The sequence below is a fragment of the Cronobacter turicensis genome, from assembly GCF_041222865.1.
GTDB classification, from domain to species: Bacteria; Pseudomonadota; Gammaproteobacteria; order Enterobacterales; family Enterobacteriaceae; genus Cronobacter; species Cronobacter turicensis.
Window position 1 is genome coordinate 1816616 of sequence record NZ_CP165997.1, and the last position, 20055, is coordinate 1836670.

19 protein-coding genes and 1 pseudogene are annotated in these 20055 nt (G+C 59.7%); 12 read left to right on the plus strand and 8 right to left on the minus strand.

The genetic code is table 11. The features are described from left to right. Positions 1-170: 170 nt before the first annotated feature. Together ychH and AB8W27_RS08760 are read left to right on the plus strand one after the other, a co-directional pair. Positions 171-442 (plus strand): annotated as a pseudogene (gene ychH, locus AB8W27_RS08755) (stress-induced protein YchH). A 117-nt stretch (positions 443-559) separates the two neighbouring features. Then, positions 560-1606 carry a MerR family transcriptional regulator gene (locus AB8W27_RS08760; RefSeq protein WP_015741520.1) on the plus strand — a complete coding sequence of 349 codons (1047 nt, stop codon included), beginning with the start codon at positions 560-562 and terminating at the stop codon, positions 1604-1606. 1 nt (position 1607) lies between these two features. On the opposite strand, the gene dauA is transcribed toward AB8W27_RS08760, so the two are convergent. From dauA to lolB, 4 genes are all read right to left on the minus strand, one after another. Continuing rightward, positions 1608-3287: a C4-dicarboxylic acid transporter DauA gene (gene dauA / locus AB8W27_RS08765; protein ID WP_015741519.1), complete on the minus strand. Its 1680-nt coding sequence runs from the start codon at positions 3285-3287 to the stop codon at positions 1608-1610. A 121-nt stretch (positions 3288-3408) separates the two neighbouring features. After that, complete coding sequence (gene prs / locus AB8W27_RS08770; RefSeq protein ID WP_007762118.1) at positions 3409-4356, minus strand: ribose-phosphate diphosphokinase; 948 nt, start codon at positions 4354-4356, stop codon at positions 3409-3411. A 127-nt stretch (positions 4357-4483) separates the two neighbouring features. Continuing rightward, on the minus strand, positions 4484-5353 hold the full coding sequence (gene ispE, locus AB8W27_RS08775) for a 4-(cytidine 5'-diphospho)-2-C-methyl-D-erythritol kinase (protein ID WP_041923636.1): 870 nt from the start codon (positions 5351-5353) through the stop codon (positions 4484-4486). Next, on the minus strand, positions 5350-5973 hold the full coding sequence (lolB, locus tag AB8W27_RS08780) for a lipoprotein insertase outer membrane protein LolB (RefSeq protein ID WP_007762116.1): 624 nt from the start codon (positions 5971-5973) through the stop codon (positions 5350-5352). Before lolB ends, ispE begins: the two co-directional genes overlap by 4 nt. Before the next feature lie 199 nt (positions 5974-6172). Between lolB and hemA the strand changes: the two genes are divergently transcribed. The 6 genes from hemA to kdsA are packed head-to-tail and all read left to right on the plus strand — an operon-like array spanning position 6173 to position 11494. Next, positions 6173-7429 (plus strand): glutamyl-tRNA reductase, encoded by a 1257-nt coding sequence (gene hemA, locus AB8W27_RS08785; protein ID WP_041924179.1) that lies wholly within the window; start codon positions 6173-6175, stop codon positions 7427-7429. Between the two features lie 37 nt (positions 7430-7466). Then, complete coding sequence (gene prfA, locus AB8W27_RS08790) at positions 7467-8549, plus strand: peptide chain release factor 1 (RefSeq protein WP_007762113.1); 1083 nt, start codon at positions 7467-7469, stop codon at positions 8547-8549. After that, entirely contained in the window at positions 8549-9391 is an 843-nt protein-coding gene (gene prmC, locus AB8W27_RS08795) for a peptide chain release factor N(5)-glutamine methyltransferase (RefSeq protein WP_015741515.1), read from the plus strand. The genes prfA and prmC overlap by 1 nt, the downstream gene beginning before the upstream one ends. Positions 9392-9397: 6 nt before the next feature. Next, entirely contained in the window at positions 9398-9793 is a 396-nt protein-coding gene (sirB2, locus tag AB8W27_RS08800) for an invasion regulator SirB2 (RefSeq protein ID WP_007762110.1), read from the plus strand. After that, the gene (gene sirB1 / locus AB8W27_RS08805; RefSeq protein ID WP_015741514.1) at positions 9790-10599 is read left to right on the plus strand and encodes an invasion regulator SirB1; all 810 of its coding nucleotides are present in this window, start codon (positions 9790-9792) and stop codon (positions 10597-10599) included. Before sirB2 ends, sirB1 begins: the two co-directional genes overlap by 4 nt. A 40-nt stretch (positions 10600-10639) precedes the next feature. After that, positions 10640-11494, plus strand: coding sequence for a 3-deoxy-8-phosphooctulonate synthase (gene kdsA, locus AB8W27_RS08810; RefSeq protein WP_015741513.1), 855 nt, complete (start codon positions 10640-10642; stop codon positions 11492-11494). Between the two features lie 147 nt (positions 11495-11641). On the opposite strand, the gene chaA is transcribed toward kdsA, so the two are convergent. Then, positions 11642-12739, minus strand: a complete 1098-nt coding sequence (chaA, locus tag AB8W27_RS08815; protein ID WP_015741512.1) for a sodium-potassium/proton antiporter ChaA — start codon at positions 12737-12739, stop codon at positions 11642-11644. A 272-nt stretch (positions 12740-13011) separates the two neighbouring features. On the opposite strand from chaA, the gene chaB reads away from it, so the two are divergent. After that, positions 13012-13242, plus strand: coding sequence for a putative cation transport regulator ChaB (gene chaB, locus AB8W27_RS08820; RefSeq protein ID WP_004388054.1), 231 nt, complete (start codon positions 13012-13014; stop codon positions 13240-13242). Positions 13243-13459: 217 nt separating this feature from the next. Then, positions 13460-14158: a gamma-glutamylcyclotransferase gene (locus AB8W27_RS08825; protein WP_015741511.1), complete on the plus strand. Its 699-nt coding sequence runs from the start codon at positions 13460-13462 to the stop codon at positions 14156-14158. A 30-nt stretch (positions 14159-14188) separates the two neighbouring features. Here AB8W27_RS08825 and AB8W27_RS08830 read toward each other — a convergent pair whose 3' ends face one another. The 3 genes from AB8W27_RS08830 to AB8W27_RS08840 all read right to left on the minus strand — a co-directional run bounded on the left by AB8W27_RS08830 (position 14189) and on the right by AB8W27_RS08840 (position 16934). Then, positions 14189-14434, minus strand: coding sequence for a DUF1883 domain-containing protein (locus tag AB8W27_RS08830; protein ID WP_007698561.1), 246 nt, complete (start codon positions 14432-14434; stop codon positions 14189-14191). 210 nt (positions 14435-14644) lie between these two features. Further along, on the minus strand, positions 14645-16432 hold the full coding sequence (locus tag AB8W27_RS08835) for a methyl-accepting chemotaxis protein (RefSeq protein ID WP_015741510.1): 1788 nt from the start codon (positions 16430-16432) through the stop codon (positions 14645-14647). A gap of 148 nt (positions 16433-16580) precedes the next feature. Then, complete coding sequence (locus tag AB8W27_RS08840) at positions 16581-16934, minus strand: DsrE/DsrF/TusD sulfur relay family protein (protein ID WP_015741509.1); 354 nt, start codon at positions 16932-16934, stop codon at positions 16581-16583. A gap of 71 nt (positions 16935-17005) precedes the next feature. Here AB8W27_RS08840 and AB8W27_RS08845 point away from each other — a divergent pair, with 71 nt between their 5' ends. Together AB8W27_RS08845 and AB8W27_RS08850 are read left to right on the plus strand one after the other, a co-directional pair. Continuing rightward, a complete protein-coding gene (locus AB8W27_RS08845) occupies positions 17006-18211 on the plus strand; it encodes a nitrate regulatory protein (RefSeq protein WP_015741508.1) in 1206 nt (401 codons plus the stop codon). 587 nt (positions 18212-18798) lie between these two features. Beyond that, the gene (locus AB8W27_RS08850; protein ID WP_041923635.1) at positions 18799-20049 is read left to right on the plus strand and encodes a CmpA/NrtA family ABC transporter substrate-binding protein; all 1251 of its coding nucleotides are present in this window, start codon (positions 18799-18801) and stop codon (positions 20047-20049) included. Positions 20050-20055 lie beyond the last annotated feature (6 nt).

The following is a 20055-nucleotide window of genomic DNA, read 5'->3' on the forward strand; positions in this document are numbered from 1 at the left end:
ACTGACATGAATCATTAGATTTTCATTCAATTCATTGGCTTATTTGTAAAGTTTCGTCCTCAGAATGTTCATAAATGTGATCCCCGGCGCAACCCTCATACATAAGCGTTGCCTATACTTTACACATAAATCGCAGGGATACTTTCCCGCCCACCATTCCGGAGGTAACTATGAAACGCAAAAACGCGTCGTTGCTCGGCAATTTTCTGATGGGCCTGGGGTTAGTGGTTATGGTTGTCGGCGTCGCTTACTCCGTTCTTAACCAGCTGCCGCAACTTAACCTGCCGCAGTTTTTCGCGCATGGCGCGATATTAAGTATTTTTGTTGGCGCCGTACTGTGGCTGGCGGGCGCCCGCATCGGGGGCACGAACAGGTGTGCGACCGCTACTGGTGGGTGCGCCACTATGACAAACGCTGTAAGCGCAATCATCACTCCAGTTAATGCTAAACGCTGTGAAAAAAGCTCCCGCCGGTCGGGAGCTTTTTTTATGGTACGCTCTTGACCCTTACGTTACGTCAGGGCTCACCGTGGGCTTCGCAAGGGAAGAGGAGAGGCGTTATGTTGCTGCAGGTAGGTGAACTCGCGAAACGGGCCGGTCTGACGGTTCGCACGCTGCATCATTATGAAAGCCTCGGGCTGCTCATTCCCTCCGGCCGCACGGCCGCCGGCTACCGGCTCTATAACCGCGACGATATTCAACGCCTGCATCATATTCAGGCGTTGACGCGGATGGGGCTGAGTCTGGCGCAGGTGCGGGAGTGCCTGGAGAGCGGCAGCATGACGCTGCCGGAAGTCATCGACACGCAAATCACCCAGCTTAACGCCCAGCTTACGCGTACCGCGATGCTGCGCGACCGGCTGGTGGCGCTACGTGAAGGACTTCTGGCAGGCGATGAGCCGGATCTTCAGGAATGGCTTAAGACACTGGAGTTGATGACGATGTATGAGAAATGGTTTTCGCACGACGAGCTGAAGCAGCTGCCGTTTGCGCAGGAGAGTGCCGAGCGCGAGGCGCAGTGGGCCGCGCTTATCCGTGAGGCGAATGACGCGGTATTGAAAGGCATACCGGTCAGCGACCCGGCTGCGCAGGCGCTCGCTACACGCTGGATGGAAACGCTGGAGCGGGATACCGCGGGCAATCCGGCGTTTCTGACCCGCCTTAATGAAATGCATGCCGCCGAACCTGCCATGCGCGACAAAACCGGCATTACGCCCGCGATAATCGACTGGATAACGCACGCGTTTGCCGAAAGCAAACTGGCGATTTACCAGCGTTATTTAACGCCTGAGGAGTTCGCTTTTACCCGCGAGCACTATTTCGATCGCATGATGGAGTGGCCGCCGCTGGTGGCGAAGCTGCACGCCGCGGTGAAGACGCCGCTCTCGCCATCAAGCGAAGAGGCGCGCGGGATAGCGCTGCACTGGCTGACGCTGTTTTCCTCGTTTGCAGGCGATAACCCGCAGACGCAACAGAAGTTTCGGGAGGCGATGATGCGGGAGCCACATCTTTCCAAAGGCACCTGGATGACGCCGGAAACGCTCGGCTGGCTGCAACAGGCGTTTGGCGCATTGATGCAGGCGCAGGGAACTGCGCCTGCACGTTGATTTACGGCGCGGCTAACGCGGCGTCGCGATCGGGGAAGAAAGCAAGACGCCCAGGGATGGGCTGAACGCCTGCCCGCGCCAGCGTGCGCAGCGGCTGGAATTCGAGATGGCAGATGCGCAGCTCGCAGCCTTCCGGCAGACGTTCAATAAAACGTTGCAGGGCGTCGAGGCCGCCCGCATCCAGCACCGGCACCGCGTCCCACTGCATCACGATAACGCGTTTGCCTGCCGCCTGCGCCAGCAGCGGCGTAAAGACGCCTTCCGCGGCAGCGAAGAACAGCGGCCCGGTCACCCGCACGGCCAGAACATCGTCCGGTACGACGACATTCAGCGGCGCGAGCCGCGTCATGCGCGCCACCCGGCGCATAAACAGCAGGGAAGCCAGCACCACCCCGACGCTAATGGCAATCACCATGTCAAACAGCACCGTCAGCGACATGCAGATAAGCATCACGACGATGTCATCCTTCGGCGCGCGGCGCAGCAGGCCAATCACCTTATGCGCCTCGCTCATATTCCACGCCACCATCAGCAGCAGGGCCGCCATCGCCGAGAGCGGAAGCCAGGAGAGCAGCGGGGCCAGCGCCAGTAACGCTAACAGTACCAGCAGCGCATGAAACACCGCGGCGACAGGCGACGTCGCGCCCGCGCGCACGTTCGCCGCCGAACGGGCAATGGCGGCGGTGGCGGTAATGCCGCCAAAGAAAGGCGCCACCAGATTCCCCAGGCCCTGGCCGATAAGTTCGCTGTTGGCGTTGTGGCGCGTGCCGGTCATGCCGTCCAGCACCACCGCGCAGAGCAGGGATTCGATAGCGCCCAGCACCGCCATGGAAAACGCAGCGGGCAGTAGCGCGCGCAGCGCATCAAGGCTCAGCGTAAACGAAGACCCGGGCAGATCCCAGGGGAGCACCAGCTGCGGCAACAGCGGCGGGATACCGCTGCCCTGGGTGCCGTCCGCCAGCAAATAGTGAAAACGCGATCCGATGGTCGCGACATTGCCGCCCAGCAGATGGACGATGCCCATCACCGCACAGCCCGCCAGCAGCGCGGGTAAATGCCCCGGCAGACGAATGCCCAGACGCGGCCAGATAATCAGTGTGCCCAGCGTAACGATGCCGATCGCCGCATCGCCAGGATTCAGACCGGGCAGGGCCACCGCCAGCGCCGCTACTTTCGGCAGGTAATGCTCCGGCATATGGGCGATTTCCAGGCCGAAGAAATCTTTGATCTGCATGGTGGCGATGGTGATGCCGATCCCGGAGGTAAAGCCCAGCGTGACCGGCAGCGGAATGTATTCGATCAACCGCCCGAAGCGCGCCAGGCCGAACAGCACCAGAAAGACGCCGGAGAGCAGCGTCGCCACCAGCAGCCCTGAAAGCCCGAACTGTTGGGCGACGGGGTACAGAATAACCACGAACGCGGCGGTTGGCCCCGAGACGCTGTAGCGCGAGCCGCCGCTCAGCGCGATGACAATGCCTGCAATCGCAGAGGTATAAAGACCATACTGCGGCGGCACGCCGCTGCCGATAGCCAGCGCCATGGCAAGCGGGATGGCGATAATGCCGACGGTGATGCCGGCAATCAGGTCGCGGCTCAGCCGGGAAACGGTATATTTTTCACGCCAGCAGGCATCCACCAGCGCGCGGAGAGGAAGAATTTGCGAGAGATACTGTGTGTTCACGATACTTCATCCATGAGTTCACCATCATGTAAATAAATATAAGACGGCGAATACATAAATCATACAAATAAAACAAAAGAATAAAAAAACCCGCCGGGGCGGGTTTTTAAGCACAGTCCGATTAATGTTCGAACATGGCGGAGATAGATTCTTCGTTGCTGATACGACGAATCGCTTCGGCCAGCATACCGGAGAGGGTCAGCGTGCGAACGTTCGGCAGCGCTTTGATCTCGTCAGCCAGCGGAATGGTGTCGCAAACCACCACTTCATCAATCACGGAGTTGCGCAGGTTGTTCACCGCGTTACCGGAGAAGATCGGGTGCGTGGCGTAGGCGAAAACGCGTTTTGCGCCGCGCTCTTTCAGCGCTTCAGCCGCTTTGCACAGCGTGCCGCCGGTATCGATCATGTCATCAACCAGCACGCAGTCGCGGCCTGCGACGTCACCGATGATGTGCATCACCTGAGAGACGTTAGCGCGCGGACGACGTTTGTCGATGATAGCCATGTCGGTATCGTTGAGCAGTTTAGCGATGGCGCGGGCGCGCACGACGCCGCCGATGTCCGGAGAAACCACAATCGGGTTATCCAGGTTCTGCTGCAGCATATCTTCCAGCAGAATCGGGCTGCCGAAGACGTTATCTACCGGCACATCGAAGAAGCCCTGAATCTGTTCTGCGTGCAGGTCCACAGTGAGAACGCGGTCAACCCCTACGCTGGACAGGAAATCCGCCACCACTTTCGCGGTAATAGGCACACGCGCGGAACGCACGCGACGATCCTGACGAGCATAACCAAAGTAAGGAATAACGGCGGTAATACGACCTGCGGAAGCGCGGCGCAGGGCGTCGACCATCACAACCAATTCCATCAGGTTGTCGTTGGTGGGGGCACAAGTGGACTGGATGATGAAAATATCACCACCGCGTACATTTTCATTAATTTGTACGCTGACTTCGCCGTCGCTAAAGCGACCGACAGCAGCGTCGCCGAGGGAAGTGTACAGGCGGTTGGCAATACGTTGTGCTAGTTCCGGGGTGGCGTTACCAGCAAAAAGCTTCATATCAGGCACGAGAAGAACCTCAGGCATGCGTCCAGTGGTGGATGGCGGCGCCGCAAAACGCGACAGGAAGCAGGTTCGCCATCCAGGCGGTGTATTTAAAGAGCATGGCGCAACGTCTGGAACAGGGGTGACGTTGTCACCAGGACTCAGTTTGCCCGGCGATGGCTTGCTGTAACGGGGAGTGGTTAACGCCTCGCGCAACAAAACCCTTCAACCATTCCGGGGCTTTCTTAAGCACCCGGCGGGCCTCGGATTCGGTGTCAAATTCAGCAAACACACAAGCTCCGGTGCCGGTCAGGCGCGACGGCGCGTATTCTAACAGCCAGGAAAGCGCGGCATCAACCTCACGAAAACGTTTTCTTGCGATATGCTCGCAATCGTTGTGAAATTCACATTTCAGCAACGTTTCCATTGACCGGACGGGCGTATCGCGCGTGAGCTCCGGATCGCCGAAAATTACCGGCGTCGGAATGCTCACGCCCGGGTGCGCCACCAGATACCATTTCTCGGCCGGGCTGGCGGGCGTCAGCAGTTCGCCCACCCCTTCGGCGAAGGCGGCGCGGCCGCGCGTAAACACTGGCACGTCAGCGCCGAGCTGCACGCCAAAGCGCGCCAGTTCATCTTCGTTAAAGCCGGTCTGCCAGAGATGGTTGAGCGCCACCAGAACCGTCGCGGCGTTGGATGAACCGCCGCCGAGTCCGCCGCCCATCGGTAAGCGCTTCTCCACGCCCAGATCGGCGCCAGCGCCCTCCGGCAGCCGCCCGGTCTTTCGGGCGTTCTCCATGAGGAGCCTTGCTGCGCGCACGATGAGATTGTCGTCTTCCGCCACGCCGTCGACCGGCGTCACCAGCCGAAGCTGACCGTCCTGGCGCGGCGCGATCAGCACCGTGTCGCCGTAGTCGAGAAACTGAAACAGCGTCTGTAAATTGTGGTAGCCGTCGTCACGACGGCCAGTGATATACAAGAAAAGATTAAGCTTCGCCGGAGAAGGCCAACGGGTCATTATTTAACAATCCAGTTATCCATTTTGAGCTTGATGCGCTGGTCGCCTTCGCGCAGCTCCAGATTAGACGGCATGGCGGGCTGGGTTTTGGTGTCATAACCGCCATACACCACTTTCCAGGTTTTGCCGTTCTGGGTGTAGTTCACTTCGCGTAAGCGATATTGATCGTCGAGCGAGTAATCGGTCGCGTCGCCCGGCAGGCCGACAATCCACTGGCGCAGGCTGTTAAGTGGAATCGGCATGCCGGTCAGCTTGCCGATCATCTCTTCCGCGTCCGTTGCCTGGTAGTGCTTGCCCTTGTTATCCACCAGTTCCACCGTACCCGGCTTCGCGTTCAGCTCAAGCTCGGTGCTGCCGAGCGGATTGGTGAGCAGCAGGCGATAGTTTTCTTTGCCAGTCTGCTGCCAGAAGAAACGCGCGTAGACTTTCTGCTGATCGGAAAGATAGGCGAAGGCGCCGCGGGTCTGGAACTGAGCGAGGTTTTGCACCTGCTGTTGATGCTGCCGCCACTGGGGGGCGTCGGGGCTTTTGCCAGGACCTTGCGGGGCGTGGCTGACACAGGCGGTCAGCACCAGGCTCGCCAGCGGGGCGAGAGACCAAAAACGCACAGAAGAAATCGCCATAACAGGAACAAATCCTTGATGTTGATTGAGGTTATAACCCTTCATGCTAGCGTCAGGGGCTGAGGGCGTCTATGGTCTAGTTGTCTTAAATCATGAAACTGCCTATTACTCCAAAAGAGGCGGTTCTCTTTTATTGACCTTACGCATCCTGTATGATGCGCACAGCAAACCTTATCAACGCTGGTACTATTCCCGCTCCATGACCCTGTTAGCTCTCGGCATCAACCACAAGACGGCTCCTGTTTCGCTGCGAGAACGCGTGACGTTTTCGCCGGATACGCTCGACCAGGCGCTGGAAAGCCTGCTGTCGCAGCCGATGGTGCAGGGCGGCGTGGTGCTCTCGACGTGCAACCGTACCGAGCTTTACCTCAGCGTTGAGGAACAAGACAACCTGCACGACAAACTCGTGCGCTGGCTGTGCGACTATCATCATCTTGATGAAGAAGAGGTGCGCAACAGCCTTTACTGGCACCACGATAACGACGCTGTCAGCCATCTGATGCGCGTCGCCAGCGGTCTCGATTCGCTGGTGCTGGGCGAGCCCCAAATTTTAGGCCAGGTGAAAAAAGCGTTCGCCGATTCCGGCCGCGGCCATGCTAATGCCAGCGAGCTGGAACGCATGTTCCAGAAATCCTTCTCCGTCGCCAAGCGCGTACGCACCGAAACCGATATCGGCGCCAGCGCCGTGTCGGTGGCGTTCGCCGCCTGTACGCTGGCGCGGCAGATTTTCGAATCGCTCTCAACGGTCACCGTGATGCTGGTCGGCGCGGGCGAAACCATCGAGCTTGCCGCCCGTCACCTGCGTGAACACAACGTGCAGAAAATGATCATCGCCAACCGTACCCGTGAGCGCGCCCAGCGCCTGGCGGATGAAGTCGGCGCGGAGGTCATCGGGCTTGGCGATATCGACGAACGTTTAAAAGACGCGGATATCATCATTAGCTCCACCGCAAGCCCGCTGCCGATTATCGGCAAAGGCATGATGGAGCGCGCGCTGAAGGCCCGTCGCAACCAGCCGATGCTGCTGGTGGATATCGCCGTACCGCGCGATGTCGAGCCGGAAGTGGGCAAGCTTGCCAACGCCTATCTCTACAGCGTCGACGATCTCCAGAGCATCATCCAGCATAACCTGGCGCAGCGTAAAGCGGCAGCGGTGCAGGCGGAGTCTATCGTCGAGCAGGAAGCCTGCGAATTTATGGCCTGGCTGCGCGCCCAGAGCGTCAGCGAGACCATCCGTGAATATCGCGCCCAGGCCGAGCAGGTGCGCGAAGAGCTCACCAGCAAAGCCCTGGCGGCGCTGCGCACCGGCGGCGACGCCGAAGCCATCATGCAGGATCTGGCGCGCAAGCTGACCAACCGCCTGATCCACACCCCAACCAAATCTCTTCAGCAGGCTGCCCGTGACGGGGATGATGAACGCCTGCATATTCTGCGCAACAGCCTCGGGCTGGAGTAGCACAACACAATTCTAATTACAGGGTGATCTACCGCCTATGAAGCCTTCTATCGTTGCCAAACTGGAAGCCTTGCAGGAGCGTCATGAAGAAGTTCAGGCTCTGCTGGGCGATGCGGGTACGCTTGCCGATCAGGAGCGTTTTCGCGCTCTGTCGCGCGAATATGCCCAGCTGAGCGACGTTTCGCGCTGTTTCCTTGAATGGCGCCAGGTCCAGGAAGATATGGAAACCGCGCGCCTGATGCTAAGCGACCCGGAAATGCGCGATATGGCGCAGGACGAGCTGCTGGAAGCCAAAGCGAAAGGCGAAGCGCTGGAGCAGGAGCTTCAGTTACTGTTGCTGCCCAAAGATCCGGATGATGAACGTAATGCCTACGTGGAAGTGCGCGCGGGCACTGGCGGCGATGAAGCCGCGCTGTTCGCAGGCGATCTGTTCCGCATGTACAGCCGTTACGCTGAATCGCGCCGCTGGCGTGTGGAGATCATGAGCGCCAGCGAAGGCGAGCATGGCGGCTATAAAGAAGTGATTGCCAAAATCAGCGGCGAGGGCGTCTACGGGCGGCTCAAGTTTGAATCCGGCGGGCATCGCGTACAGCGCGTCCCGGCGACCGAATCTCAGGGCCGTATTCATACCTCCGCCTGCACCGTGGCGGTGATGCCGGAGCTGCCGGAAGCCGAGCTGCCGGACATCAATCCGGCGGATCTGCGTATCGATACCTTTCGCTCCTCCGGCGCGGGCGGTCAGCACGTTAACACCACCGATTCCGCCATTCGAATCACCCACCTGCCGACCGGCATTGTGGTGGAGTGCCAGGATGAGCGTTCGCAGCATAAAAACAAAGCCAAAGCGCTGGCGGTGCTGGGCGCGCGCATCCATGCCGCGGAAGCGGCCAAACGCCAGCAGGCGGAAGCCTCCACGCGCCGCAACCTGCTGGGCAGCGGCGATCGCTCTGATCGCAACCGCACCTATAACTTCCCACAGGGCCGCGTGACCGATCACCGCATCAACCTGACGCTCTACCGTCTCGACGAAGTGATGGAAGGCAAGCTGGACGCGCTCATTGAGCCGATTATCCAGGAGCATCAGGCCGATCAGCTGGCGGCGCTGGCTGAGCAGGAGTAATGGAATATCAGCAGTGGCTGAAACAGGCCATCCATCGTCTCACTGAAAGCGAATCGCCACGCCGCGATGCGGAGATCCTGCTGGGGTTTGTGACCGGCAGGACGCGCACGTTTATCCTCGCCTTCGGCGAAACCGCGCTGACTGACGATGAACTCGCGCGGCTCGAAACTCTGCTGGCGCGCCGCGCCGCGGGCGAGCCGGTGGCGTATCTCATCGGCCAGCGTGAATTCTGGTCGTTGCCGCTGGAAGTGTCCACGGCAACGCTTATCCCCCGTCCCGATACTGAATGTCTGGTGGAGCAGGCGCTGGCGCGTCTGCCCGCGACGGCGTGCCGCATTCTCGATCTCGGCACCGGCACCGGCGCGATTGCGCTGGCGATCGCCTCCGAGCGGCCGGACTGCCACGTCACCGCGCTGGATGTCATCCCCGAGGCCGTCGAGCTTGCTAAACGCAACGCGCAGCGGCTCGGCATCGATAACGTCACGGTTTTGCAAAGCCACTGGTTTTCCGCGCTGACGGACGTGCGTTTTTCGCTTATCGTCAGCAATCCGCCGTATATTGACGGCGACGATCCGCATCTGACGCAGGGCGACGTGCGTTTCGAACCGAAAAGCGCGCTGGTGGCGGAAAACGCCGGCCTGGCGGATCTTAAAACGCTGATTGTCGGGGCGCGGCATTTCCTTGAAGATAACGGCGGGTTATTGCTGGAGCATGGCTGGCAGCAGGGCGGGGCGGTGCGCGAACTTTTTGAGCGCGCGGGCTATCAGGGTGTTGAAACCTGCCGCGATTACGGCGGTAATGAACGTCTGACGCTGGGACACTATCGCAACACACAGGAGTAAGGCAGCATGGCCGCTTATTTTGCAGTAAAACACTTACATATTCTGACGGTGGTCATTTCCATCAGTCTGTTTATTTTGCGCTACTGGTGGCAGTACCGCAGCTCGCCGATGTCCTCAAAGCGCTGGGTGCGCATTGTGCCGCACGTCAACGATACCGTATTGCTCGGCAGCGGCGTGGCGCTGGTGCTGATCACGCATTTTTATCCGTTCACCCCGCAGGGCGCGTGGCTGACTGAAAAACTCTTTGGCGTTATCATCTACATCGTTTTAGGCTTTATCGCGCTCGGGCGTCGCCCGCGCAGCCAGCAGGTCCGCTGGATTGCTTTCCTGCTTGGGCTGGTGGTGCTCTACATCATCGTGAAACTCGCCACCACCAAAATACCGCTATTGGGGTTGATATGAAGTCGTTGGCCGATTTCCAATTTAACAACGCGCCGCTCTGTGACGGCATGATTCTGGTATCACAGCATATCCGCGACGATTTTCCGGCGCAGGACGTTTACGACCAGCTCGAAAGCCTGGTGCGGCTGGCTCGCGAAGAGATCTGCGAAGGCTCGCATCAGGATACGCAGCTTGAGCGCCTGTTGGAGCTGTTTTACGGCGAGTGGGGCTTTAGCGACGCGCGCGGCGTTTACCGCCTGTCTGACGCGCTGTGGCTGGATAAGGTGCTGAAAAAGCGCCAGGGCAGCGCGGTCTCTCTCGGGGCTATCCTGCTGTGGATCGCCGGGCGTCTTGATATTCCGCTGATGCCGGTGATTTTCCCGACGCAGCTCATCCTGCGCGCCGACTGGATGGATGGCGAAATGTGGCTCATCAATCCGTTTAACGGCGAAACGCTGGATGAACATACGCTCGAAGTGTGGCTCAAAGGCAACATCAGCCCGGTGGCCGAACTCTATATGGACGATCTCGAAGAGTCTGAACACAGCCTGGTTATCCGCAAGCTGCTCGATACGCTGAAATCGGCGCTGATGGAAGAGCGGCAGATGGAGCTTGCGCTGCGCGCCAGCGAAGCGCTGCTGGAGTTCAACCCGGAAGATCCGTATGAAATCCGCGACCGCGGACTGATTTACGCCCAGCTCGACTGCGAGCACGTGGCGCTCAATGATTTAAGCTATTTTGTGGAGCAGTGCCCGGAAGATCCAATCAGCGAGATGATTCGGGCGCAGATTAACTCTATTTCGCACAAGCAGATTACCCTGCACTAAGCGCGGCGTGTACCGATTTACACAGGATAAAGGCGATAATATGAAACAAAAAGTGGTTAGCATTGGCGATATCAACGTAGCGAACGATCTGCCGTTCGTCCTGTTTGGCGGCATGAACGTGCTGGAATCGCGCGATCTGGCGATGCGCATCTGTGAGCACTACGTCACGGTGACCCAGAAGCTCGGCATTCCTTACGTTTTCAAAGCGTCTTTTGATAAAGCCAACCGCTCGTCCATTCACTCCTACCGTGGCCCGGGCCTCGAAGAAGGGATGAAAATCTTCCAGGAGCTGAAACAGACCTTTGGCGTGAAAATCATCACCGACGTGCACACCGCCGAGCAGGCCCAGCCGGTTGCGGATGTGGTGGACGTTATCCAGTTACCGGCCTTCCTGGCGCGCCAGACCGATCTGGTTGAAGCGATGGCGAAAACCGGCGCGGTTATCAACGTGAAGAAACCGCAGTTCATCAGCCCCGGCCAGATCGGCAACATCGTCGATAAATTCAAAGAGGGCGGTAACGACCAGGTGATCCTGTGCGATCGCGGCACCAACTTTGGTTATGACAACCTGGTGGTCGACATGCTGGGCTTTGGCGTGATGAAGAAAGTGTCTGGCAACGCGCCGGTGATTTTTGACGTGACCCACGCGCTGCAGTGCCGCGACCCGTTCGGCGCTGCGTCCAGCGGTCGTCGCGCCCAGGTGACGGAGCTTGCCCGCGCGGGTATGGCGACCGGCATCGCGGGTCTGTTTATCGAAGCGCACCCGGACCCGGAACACGCGAAATGCGACGGCCCGTCCGCGCTGCCGCTGGCGAAGCTTGAGGCGTTCCTCACGCAGATCAAAGCTATCGACGATCTGGTGAAAAGCTTCCCGGAACTCGATACCGAGAATTGATCGGCCCGACCGTAAAAAGAAAAACCCCGCGATGCGGGGTTTTTTTATGGGCGTGACGAGGCGGGTGCGCTGCGCTTACCCTCCCTACGAAAACATATTTAGCCTCTTATTGTAGGATGGGTAAGCGCAGCGCACCCACCATAACCCCTACGCGAAAATCGTCATCAGATAGGCCGCGAACAGCGCCAGATGCGCGCTGCCGTTCAATACATTCGTGCGCCCGGTGGAAAACGAAATCTGGCACAGCATCAACGCTGCGAGCATCACCACCATCTCCGGCGCGCCGAGCGCGAAATGGAGATCGTTGCCGGTCAGAATCGCGATAATCGTCACTGTCGGCACCGTCAGCGAAATGGTCGCCAGCACCGAGCCAAAAAAGAGATTCATCGCGCGCTGCACCTGATTATTCAGCACCGCTTTCAGCGCGCCCAGGCCTTCCGGCGAGAGAATAAGCAGCGCCACCAGGAAACCGGTAAACGACACCGGCGCGTTAAGATGGCTTAACAGCGCTTCCAGCGGGTTGGCGTTCATCTTGGTGACCGCTATCACCGCAATCAGATGCACAATCAGCCAGACCGCGTGCCACAGGCTGCTGTGCGCCGACGGTTTCCCGTGGTGCGGGTCGTCGCCTTCGTCTTCATGTTCGTAGACAAACAGGCTCTGGTGCGTTTTGGTCTGGATCAGCAAAAACACGCCGTACATCGCCGCCGAGATAGCCGCCACCAGCAGCGACTGCCCGGTAGAGAAGTTGCCGCCCGGCAGCGCCATCGGGAAGACCAGCACAATCACCGCAAGCGGGAAGAGGGCAATCAGATACTGTTTAATACCGAAGAGATTCACATACTGCGTGGCGAATTTTCGCCCGCCCAGCAGCAGCGCCACGCCCACCAGACCGCCGGTAACAATCATGATTATCGAATAAAGCGTATCGCGCATCAGCGTCGGCGCGGCGTCGCCGGTAGCCATTAACGCTGAGATCAGGCTCACTTCGAGGATAACGACTGACAGGCTCAGAATCAGCGACCCGTACGGTTCGCCAAGGCGGTGCGCCAGCACATCCGCGTGGCGCACCACGCTAAACGCGCTGCTGAGGATCCCCACCAGCGCCAGCGCGTTGATGCCGACAATCACTGGCAGCGACTGGCTGGAACCCCAGAACGCCAGCACCGCCAGCGCTAATACCGGGAAAATGAGAGAAGACTCCTTATGGCGGGTCTTCACCGCCTCATGGCTCGTTTTGGTCACGTTAATTCTCCAGAGAAGCAGGTCATTATCATTATAGTGAGGAGGAAGGCTGACCGTAAAACTACCAAAAAACGCGCTGTCATGAGGGTTTATTTACGAATTTTTACGGCTATGCGCTAATTTTTCATTAAGTTAGCCAAAAATCGCAGTTTTATTGAGAATCCATTTATCAAACAGGGCATTGTGAATAAACCATTTACGCTTCGCTTGCGGCTGGCGCGCTGTCCGATTGTGTTCCACACTTATCTTTTGGCCAGTAAAGGAGCGTAGCGATGCCCTATTCCTCCAGAACCGATTTACCCGATAACGTGCGTAACGTCCTCCCGGCGCACGCGCAGGATATCTATAAAGAGGCGTTCAACAGCGCCTGGGATCAATATAAAGACGAGGACGACCGGCGCGGCGATGCCAGTCGGGAAGAGACGGCGCATCGCGTCGCCTGGGCCGCCGTTAAACATGAGTACGAAAAGGGCGATGACGACAAATGGCATAAGAAAAAATAATGCTTAGTTAATCGCCTGATTCCTCTCCATCTTTATCTTTATCTCCGCGTATGGCGCGGGGACAGATAAGTTTTTTGTCGGTCGAAAACGCCGCTGCGGTCTTGTCAGCGGCGCGTTAATCCCCTATCGTCACCCCGTAATTGCTTTCTGATTGAGCGATAAAAAGATTCTGAAAGCGCTTAAAATCGCAGGGAAGCAGCCGTGGTGGAGGTAGAAGGTGTTAACACGTGATTTCTTAATGACAGCAGACTGTAAGACGGCTTTCGGAGCCATTGAGGAATCGTTACTGTGGACGCCAGAGCAGCGGGCGGCGTCACTGGCCGCCACGCTCGCCTGTCGTCCTGAAAACGAACCGGTCTGGATTTTTGGTTACGGGTCCCTGATGTGGAACCCGGCAATGGTGTTTGAAGAGCGCTGCGCCGCGACCCTCAGCGGCTGGCACCGCGCGTTCTGCCTGCGGCTCACCGCCGGGCGCGGCAGCGCCTGCAAGCCAGGGCGCATGCTGGCGCTGAAAGAGGGCGGCGCCACGACTGGCGTCGCGTATCGTCTGCCCGAGGCGGAGCTTGAAACCGAACTGACGCTGCTGTGGAAGCGCGAGATGATCACCGGCTGTTACCTGCCCGGCTGGTGCAAACTCACGCTCGATGATGGCCGCACCGTGCACGCGCTGGTCTTTATCATGGACCCGAGCCACCCGCTGTATGAAGCCGACACCCGTCCCGCGACCATCGCGCCGCTTATCGCCCGCGCGAGCGGCCCGCTTGGCACGAATGCGCAATATCTCTTCTCGCTGGAGCAGGAGCTGAAAAAGCTCGGCATGTGTGAAGCGTCGCTGGATGCGCTTGCGTCTGAAGTGCGCGCCTGTCAGGCGCAAGATGATGGTGAGAGCGGCGATCTGCAACCGCATTTCGCCTGAAAAAACCCCGGCGGGTGCCGGGGAGAATGGTCAGGCCGGAACGTAGCTGATGGAGTGCTCCAGCGTCTGGCTGTGACTGTCGATAAGCACATCCCAGAGACCGCTGTAAGGCACGCTGATATACGCGCTGTTGCGGTTCTGCACGCTCAGAATATCCGCACCGGCACGCTTAGCGCGCTCGCCGGCGTTCATTAAATGGATGTGGCAGTTCGCTGAACAGCGCACCACTACCGTGTCTCCGCCAAACAATTTCAGGCTTGCTTTTACCCGCGCCATTTTTAACCCCTCTGTCAATGATAAAACCTGTCAGGACAGCCTTTCGTACGTGAGGCTGTTCACAAAACCTGTCGGAAATAACACCAAAGAGGGAGGCGGGGAATGCTGATTTTGATCAAAAAATGCGGTCACAATACGATATTCATCACATTGTTCGCCAAAGCGGGGAGCAGGCGCGCGGAAAATGTCTGAATGCGCGCCTGCGCCTGATTAAATGCGGAAATGGCCGGCGGTCTGGGCGAGTTCTCCCGCCTGGCCCTGCAACGCGCCCGCGGCGGCGGCGGACTGCACCACCAGCTCGGCGTTCTGCTGCACCATCTGATCGAGTTGCACCACCGCGTGGTTAATCTCCTGGATGCCTTTCATCTGCTCGCTGGTGGCGACCGTGATTTCACGCATGATCCCGGAAACATTGCTGATGCTGCTGACTATCTCTTCCATCGATTCCCCCGCGAGGCGAACGTAGCGCGAGCCGGTCGCGACGCTCTGGGTCGTGGAGTCGATAAGCGATTTAATCTCTTTCGCCGCCTGGGCGCTGCGGCTGGCGAGGTTACGCACTTCGCCCGCCACCACCGCGAAGCCGCGGCCCTGTTCGCCTGCGCGCGCGGCTTCCACCGAGGCGTTCAGCGCCAGGATATTGGTCTGGAAAGCGATGCCGTCGATGACGCTGGTGATATCGCCGATTTTCGCCGAGGCGCTTTCAATCAACTGCATGGTGGAGATAGCTCTGGACACCACCTCACCGCCGCGCGAGGCGGCATCCGTCGCGCTCTGCGCCTGGCTGTTGGCCTGCGCCGCCGCATCGGTGGAGTTGGCGACCGACGCGGTTATCTCTTCGACGGCGCTCGCCGTCTCACGCAAGCTGGAGGCAGCCTGCTCGGTGCGCCCGGAGAGATCCTGGTTCCCGGCCGCGATTTCATTCGCCGCCACTTTCACCGAGGCGCTGGCGTCGCGCAGCTGGCCCATCACGCCTGAGAGCTTGTCGCAGAAGGCGTTAAAGGCATGGGCTATCTGCGCCACTTCGTCACGGCCATCTTCCGGCAGGCGCTGCGAAAGATCGTTGGTGCCGCTGCTGATAGCCACCAGCGCGTCGCGGATCATCAGCAGGCGTTTTAACAGCTTTGTGACCAGGAAATGCATCAGCGCGCCGGTAATCAACAGCAGCACCAGCACGGAAATAGCCGAGGTGTTGAGCAGGGCGCGCATGCCGGACGTCGCGTCGTTTTCATCCAGCGCGATGACCAGATACCACTGGGTGCCCGGCACCGGCGTCGCCAGCAAGGCTTTTTGCGCGCCGCCGATATCGCCTTCCAGCGCCGTATCGCTCGCTTTCAGTTCGCTGAACGCGACGCCCGACACTGCCTTATCAAAGGGCTTTGACGTCAGCGCAGGATCTTTCGCCGCAATCAGCGTGCCGTCGTCGTTTACCAGCAGCCCGCTGCTGTTTTCAGTGGGGTGAATGCTGCGCACGTTAGCGATAACGCTGTCCATGGAGAGATCGCCCGCGACGACCGCCGCAATCGCGCCGTTTTGCTTCACCGGCACCGCGAATGTCACCACCAGCTTGCCGGTTCCGGCATCCACATAAGGCGCGGTAACCACCGGCGCATCGGCTTTCACCGCCTGCTGATACCACGGGCGAATGGTCGGATCGTAATCCGCCGGCACGCCTTCCGGGTTAGAGAATTTCGCGGTTTTGGCGGCGTAACCGACGTAGACGTTCATAAAGCCGCCCGCTTTCGCCATCTGCGTAAAGACCGGCACCGGATCGGCGCCCAGCGCGACGGTATCCAGCGACTGGATCATGGCGATTTTACCGCTGACCCAGTCGCCGATCGCCAGGTTATGGCTGGCGCTGGTGCTGCGCAGCGTATTCAGGCTCGCCTGCTGATTATCCAGCCGGGTGACCTGGTAGTTCATGATGGTGTTCAGTAACAGCGCACCGACCAGGCAGCCGGCGGTGGCTGCGATGATGCGCGCGCGAATGGACGTTAACATAGGCGTATACCCTGCTGTGTGTTGTGTAAGTGTTGTGTGTCGGGACGAGCGTGTTGTTATGGGTTTTAAGTAAAATATCGGCACACGGGGCAGGGACTTGATGGGCAACGCAGGTGAATAAGAAAATATTATTACACCTGCGTAATTATCAGAAGGTCAGGACTTTGTCGGCCTCCAGCGTCCACTGGGCCAGTTCCACCAGCGTGCCGATTTCCACACCCTCAATCAGCGGCAGCGCGCTCACGCCGCGTCCGTCGGCGCAGGTCTTGCACAGCTTCACCGGGACGTTCTGCGCGGTGAGGATCTCCAGCATCTGCTGCACGTTATACCCCTCGGCGGGCTTCTGGCCGCGCAGACCTGCGGTGACGGCATCTGACATCAAAAACAGCTTCAGCGCGGGGGCCTGCGGCTGGTCGCGCAGCGCGATGGCAAGACGCAGGCTGTTAAACAGCGATTCGCTGCCGTAAGCCGCGCCGTTGGCGATAATCACGATCTTTTGCATCCGGAACTCCTTTGCCATGACGGCATAGTTATTGCTTGGTTCCTGTAAAGGCGATAACAGGAGAATGAGCGATGGCAATACCCGCGACATCCTTGCAGGACGCGCAGGCGTGGTTTCGTTTCGCCCGGGAGAGAAAACGCAGCCAACTGGAGGCGTGGTCGGGCGTCGGCGACTGGGTCAGCCAGATAAGCCATCTGGTGCATATGCTACAGCGCGAGCGCGGCGCGTCCAACATCTGGCTCTGTTCCGGCGGGCAGCTTTTCGCGCGCGAACGCGCCTTTTGCGTGACAGAAACCGACCAGCGCGCGGCGCAATTTCGCGCCGTCCCTGTGCCGCTCGCCGCCGCAGGCAGCCTGCTTTCCTGGCGCATGGCCTGCGCGCTCTGGCAGCTTGAGCAGTTGCCTGCGCTTCGCGCGCGCATTCTCGCCCGTGAGGTGGAGCCCGGCGAGGCGATGGATCATTTTAATCTCACTATCCGGTATCTGCTGGATCTGGTGCCGGAGGCGAGCGAAAGCGTCGATGAAGCGTCGCTTGCCCGCGCGCTGACAGCGCTCTACAGCTTTATGCAGGGCAAGGAGCTGGCAGGCCAGGAGCGCGCCACCGGCGCTATCGGCTTTACGCAGGGGGCGTTTAGCGAGCCGCTGCGCCAGCGGCTGGCGGATCGTATTGACGGGCAGCAGCGCTGTTTCGAGACGTTTTTATCGCTCGCCAGCGCCGGGATCCGCGACCGTTTCTACCGTGACGGCGAAGCCACGCGCGAGCTGGAGCAATTGCGGCGTCTCGCCTGTACGCGGCTGCCGGCCGATGATGACAACCGCGCGCGGGCGGTGCGCTGGTTTGCGCTGCAAACCACACGGCTGGACGCGCTGCGCGATATCGAAGAGGCGCTGATTGCCGCGCTGCTTGCCGAGGCTTGCAGGCTGCTGGCGCAAGAGACAAGTAGCGAAGCGCCGGAAACGGCGCTGGCCTGCCGCGCGCCTTTGCATGACGAGCCGCAGACCCCGGCGCTTGAGCGTCATCTGCTGCCGCTGGTGCGCCAGCAGGCCCGCGAGGTGGAATCGTTGACGCGCCAGCTCGCCTCGCTGCAGGCGAATCTTGAGGAGCGCAAGCTTATCGATCGCGCCAAAAGCTTGCTGATAAGCCATCAGCAGCTCAGCGAGGAGCAGGCGTGGCACCAGTTGCGTAAGCTCGCGATGGATCAAAACAAACGGATGGTGGAGATTGCCGAGGCGATGCTGGCGGTCGCCCAGCTCTGGCCTGTAACCCCAAAGGAGTAGCTGCACAGCAAGCGGGCATTTTGTGCATGGAAATGGGGCAGCGCGGGGGAGTTGCGCGGTGCGTTTTGGCGATGTCACTGGCGGGTGCTGCGCTGCGCTTACCCGCCCTACAAAAGAGACCTAACTGCATTCGTCGGATGACGTAGGGTGGGTAAGCGCAGCGCACCTACCATCAGGATTACATCTTTTCCTTCAGGCTGAGGGAGATATATACACGACCGGTGAACATGTTCCGTTCGCCATAATCTCACCTTTATATGAGCGCTCCCCTGACGCGAACGTGCAAAGGGGGCTCGCCGCCGCCCCCTTTGCAATCCCGGCTCCCGGCGGAAAATCGCCCCGTTGGGGCGATTTTTTTTAGCCGGAGCAAAACCACCGGATTTGACCATATCTCCTGTGTAGGGCGGGTAAGCGAAGCGCACCCGCCACGGTACTCACCCTAAAACCTGGCACACCTCTTGCTTAATAAACCCTGACAAACATTTCCCGGCGGCTCGCCAACGGCGGCGGGCAGACCGGAAAGGATAAAGGCGTCCTGCAATGTCTTCGGACATTGGCGGACGCCTTTTTTATTTTCAGGAGCAGCCATGAGCGATTCATCCTTTTCTCTTTCCCGCCGCCGCCTGTTGCAGGCCGGGGCCGCGTTGGGCGGGGCAATGCTGTTACCGGGGCTGATGGGCAGCGTGTGGGCCGCGGGCTCGGACAAACCCGAGCTTGAGACCGTGCGCGTCGGTTTCATTCCGCTTACCGACTGCGCGCCGGTGGTTATGGCCGCCCTCAAAGGCTTCGATAAAAAATATGGCATTCGCATCCTGCCCAGCAAAGAGGCGAGCTGGGCGGCGGTGCGCGACAAACTGGTCTCCGGCGAGCTCGACGCCGCCCATGCGCTCTACGGTCTGATCTACGGGCTGGAGCTCGGCATCGCCGGTAAGGCGCAGCCGATGGCGAACCTGATGACGCTCAACCAGAACGGCCAGGCGATTTCGCTCAGCGCCGATCTCCTGGAGAAAGGCATCACCACGCCCGACGCGCTGAAAAAACGGATCGCCGCAAGCGAGCCTGGCGCTTACACCTTCGCCCATACCTTTCCGACCGGCACCCACGCCATGTGGCTGTACTACTGGCTGGCGGCGGCGGGCATCCATCCCTTTAACGATGTGCGCACCGTGGTGGTGCCGCCGCCGCAAATGGTGATGAACATGCGCATCGGCAATATGGTCGGCTTCTGTGTTGGCGAGCCGTGGAACGCCCGCGCCATCAACGACCGCATCGGGTTTACCGCCGCCACCTCGCAGTCCATCTTCCCGGATCATCCGGAAAAAGTGCTCGGCACACGCCGCCTGTGGGTGGAGCAGAACCCGAATACCGCCCGCGCGCTCACCGCCGCCGTGCTGGAGGCCGCCCGCTGGATAGACGTCTCGGACGATAACCGCCGCGAAACCGCCCTGGTGCTGGCGAAACGCGCATACCTCAACACCAAAGCGCAATACGTCACGCCGCGCATGCTCGGCGAGTATGACGACGGCGCCGGAAAGCGCTGGCAGGACCCGCACGGTATGCGCTTCTTCCGCGACGGCGAAGTGAGCTACCCCTGGCACTCCGACGGCATGTGGTTCTTAACGCAGTTCCGCCGCTGGGGCCTGCTGAAAACCGACCCAGACTACGCGGCCATCGCCGCACGCATCAACCGTACCGACATTTACCAGCAGGCCGCAGAGGCGGTGGGCGGCATCGCGCTGCCTGCGTCAACGCGTCGCGCCAGTCGTCTGATGGACGGCATCGTCTGGGACGGGCGCGATCCTGCCGCGTATGCGGCCCGTTTTGCCATGAAACGTTAAGGGGAA

What these genes read in the sequence shown, in the direction of transcription:
- lolB (WP_007762116.1), bottom strand. Translation starts at nt 5,973, where the DNA reads ATGGCGATTTCTTCTGTGCGTTTTTGGTCTCTCGCCCCGCTGGCGAGC.
- chaB (WP_004388054.1), top strand. Translation starts at nt 13,012, where the DNA reads ATGCCCTATTCCTCCAGAACCGATTTACCCGATAACGTGCGTAACGTC.
- AB8W27_RS08845 (WP_015741508.1), top strand. Translation starts at nt 17,006, where the DNA reads ATGGCAATACCCGCGACATCCTTGCAGGACGCGCAGGCGTGGTTTCGT.
- sirB1 (WP_015741514.1), top strand. Translation starts at nt 9,790, where the DNA reads ATGAAGTCGTTGGCCGATTTCCAATTTAACAACGCGCCGCTCTGTGAC.
- AB8W27_RS08835 (WP_015741510.1), bottom strand. Translation starts at nt 16,432, where the DNA reads ATGTTAACGTCCATTCGCGCGCGCATCATCGCAGCCACCGCCGGCTGC.
- AB8W27_RS08760 (WP_015741520.1), top strand. Translation starts at nt 560, where the DNA reads ATGTTGCTGCAGGTAGGTGAACTCGCGAAACGGGCCGGTCTGACGGTT.
- sirB2 (WP_007762110.1), top strand. Translation starts at nt 9,398, where the DNA reads ATGGCCGCTTATTTTGCAGTAAAACACTTACATATTCTGACGGTGGTC.
- AB8W27_RS08830 (WP_007698561.1), bottom strand. Translation starts at nt 14,434, where the DNA reads ATGGCGCGGGTAAAAGCAAGCCTGAAATTGTTTGGCGGAGACACGGTA.
- prmC (WP_015741515.1), top strand. Translation starts at nt 8,549, where the DNA reads ATGGAATATCAGCAGTGGCTGAAACAGGCCATCCATCGTCTCACTGAA.
- AB8W27_RS08850 (WP_041923635.1), top strand. Translation starts at nt 18,799, where the DNA reads ATGAGCGATTCATCCTTTTCTCTTTCCCGCCGCCGCCTGTTGCAGGCC.
- prfA (WP_007762113.1), top strand. Translation starts at nt 7,467, where the DNA reads ATGAAGCCTTCTATCGTTGCCAAACTGGAAGCCTTGCAGGAGCGTCAT.
- hemA (WP_041924179.1), top strand. Translation starts at nt 6,173, where the DNA reads ATGACCCTGTTAGCTCTCGGCATCAACCACAAGACGGCTCCTGTTTCG.
- AB8W27_RS08840 (WP_015741509.1), bottom strand. Translation starts at nt 16,934, where the DNA reads ATGCAAAAGATCGTGATTATCGCCAACGGCGCGGCTTACGGCAGCGAA.
- kdsA (WP_015741513.1), top strand. Translation starts at nt 10,640, where the DNA reads ATGAAACAAAAAGTGGTTAGCATTGGCGATATCAACGTAGCGAACGAT.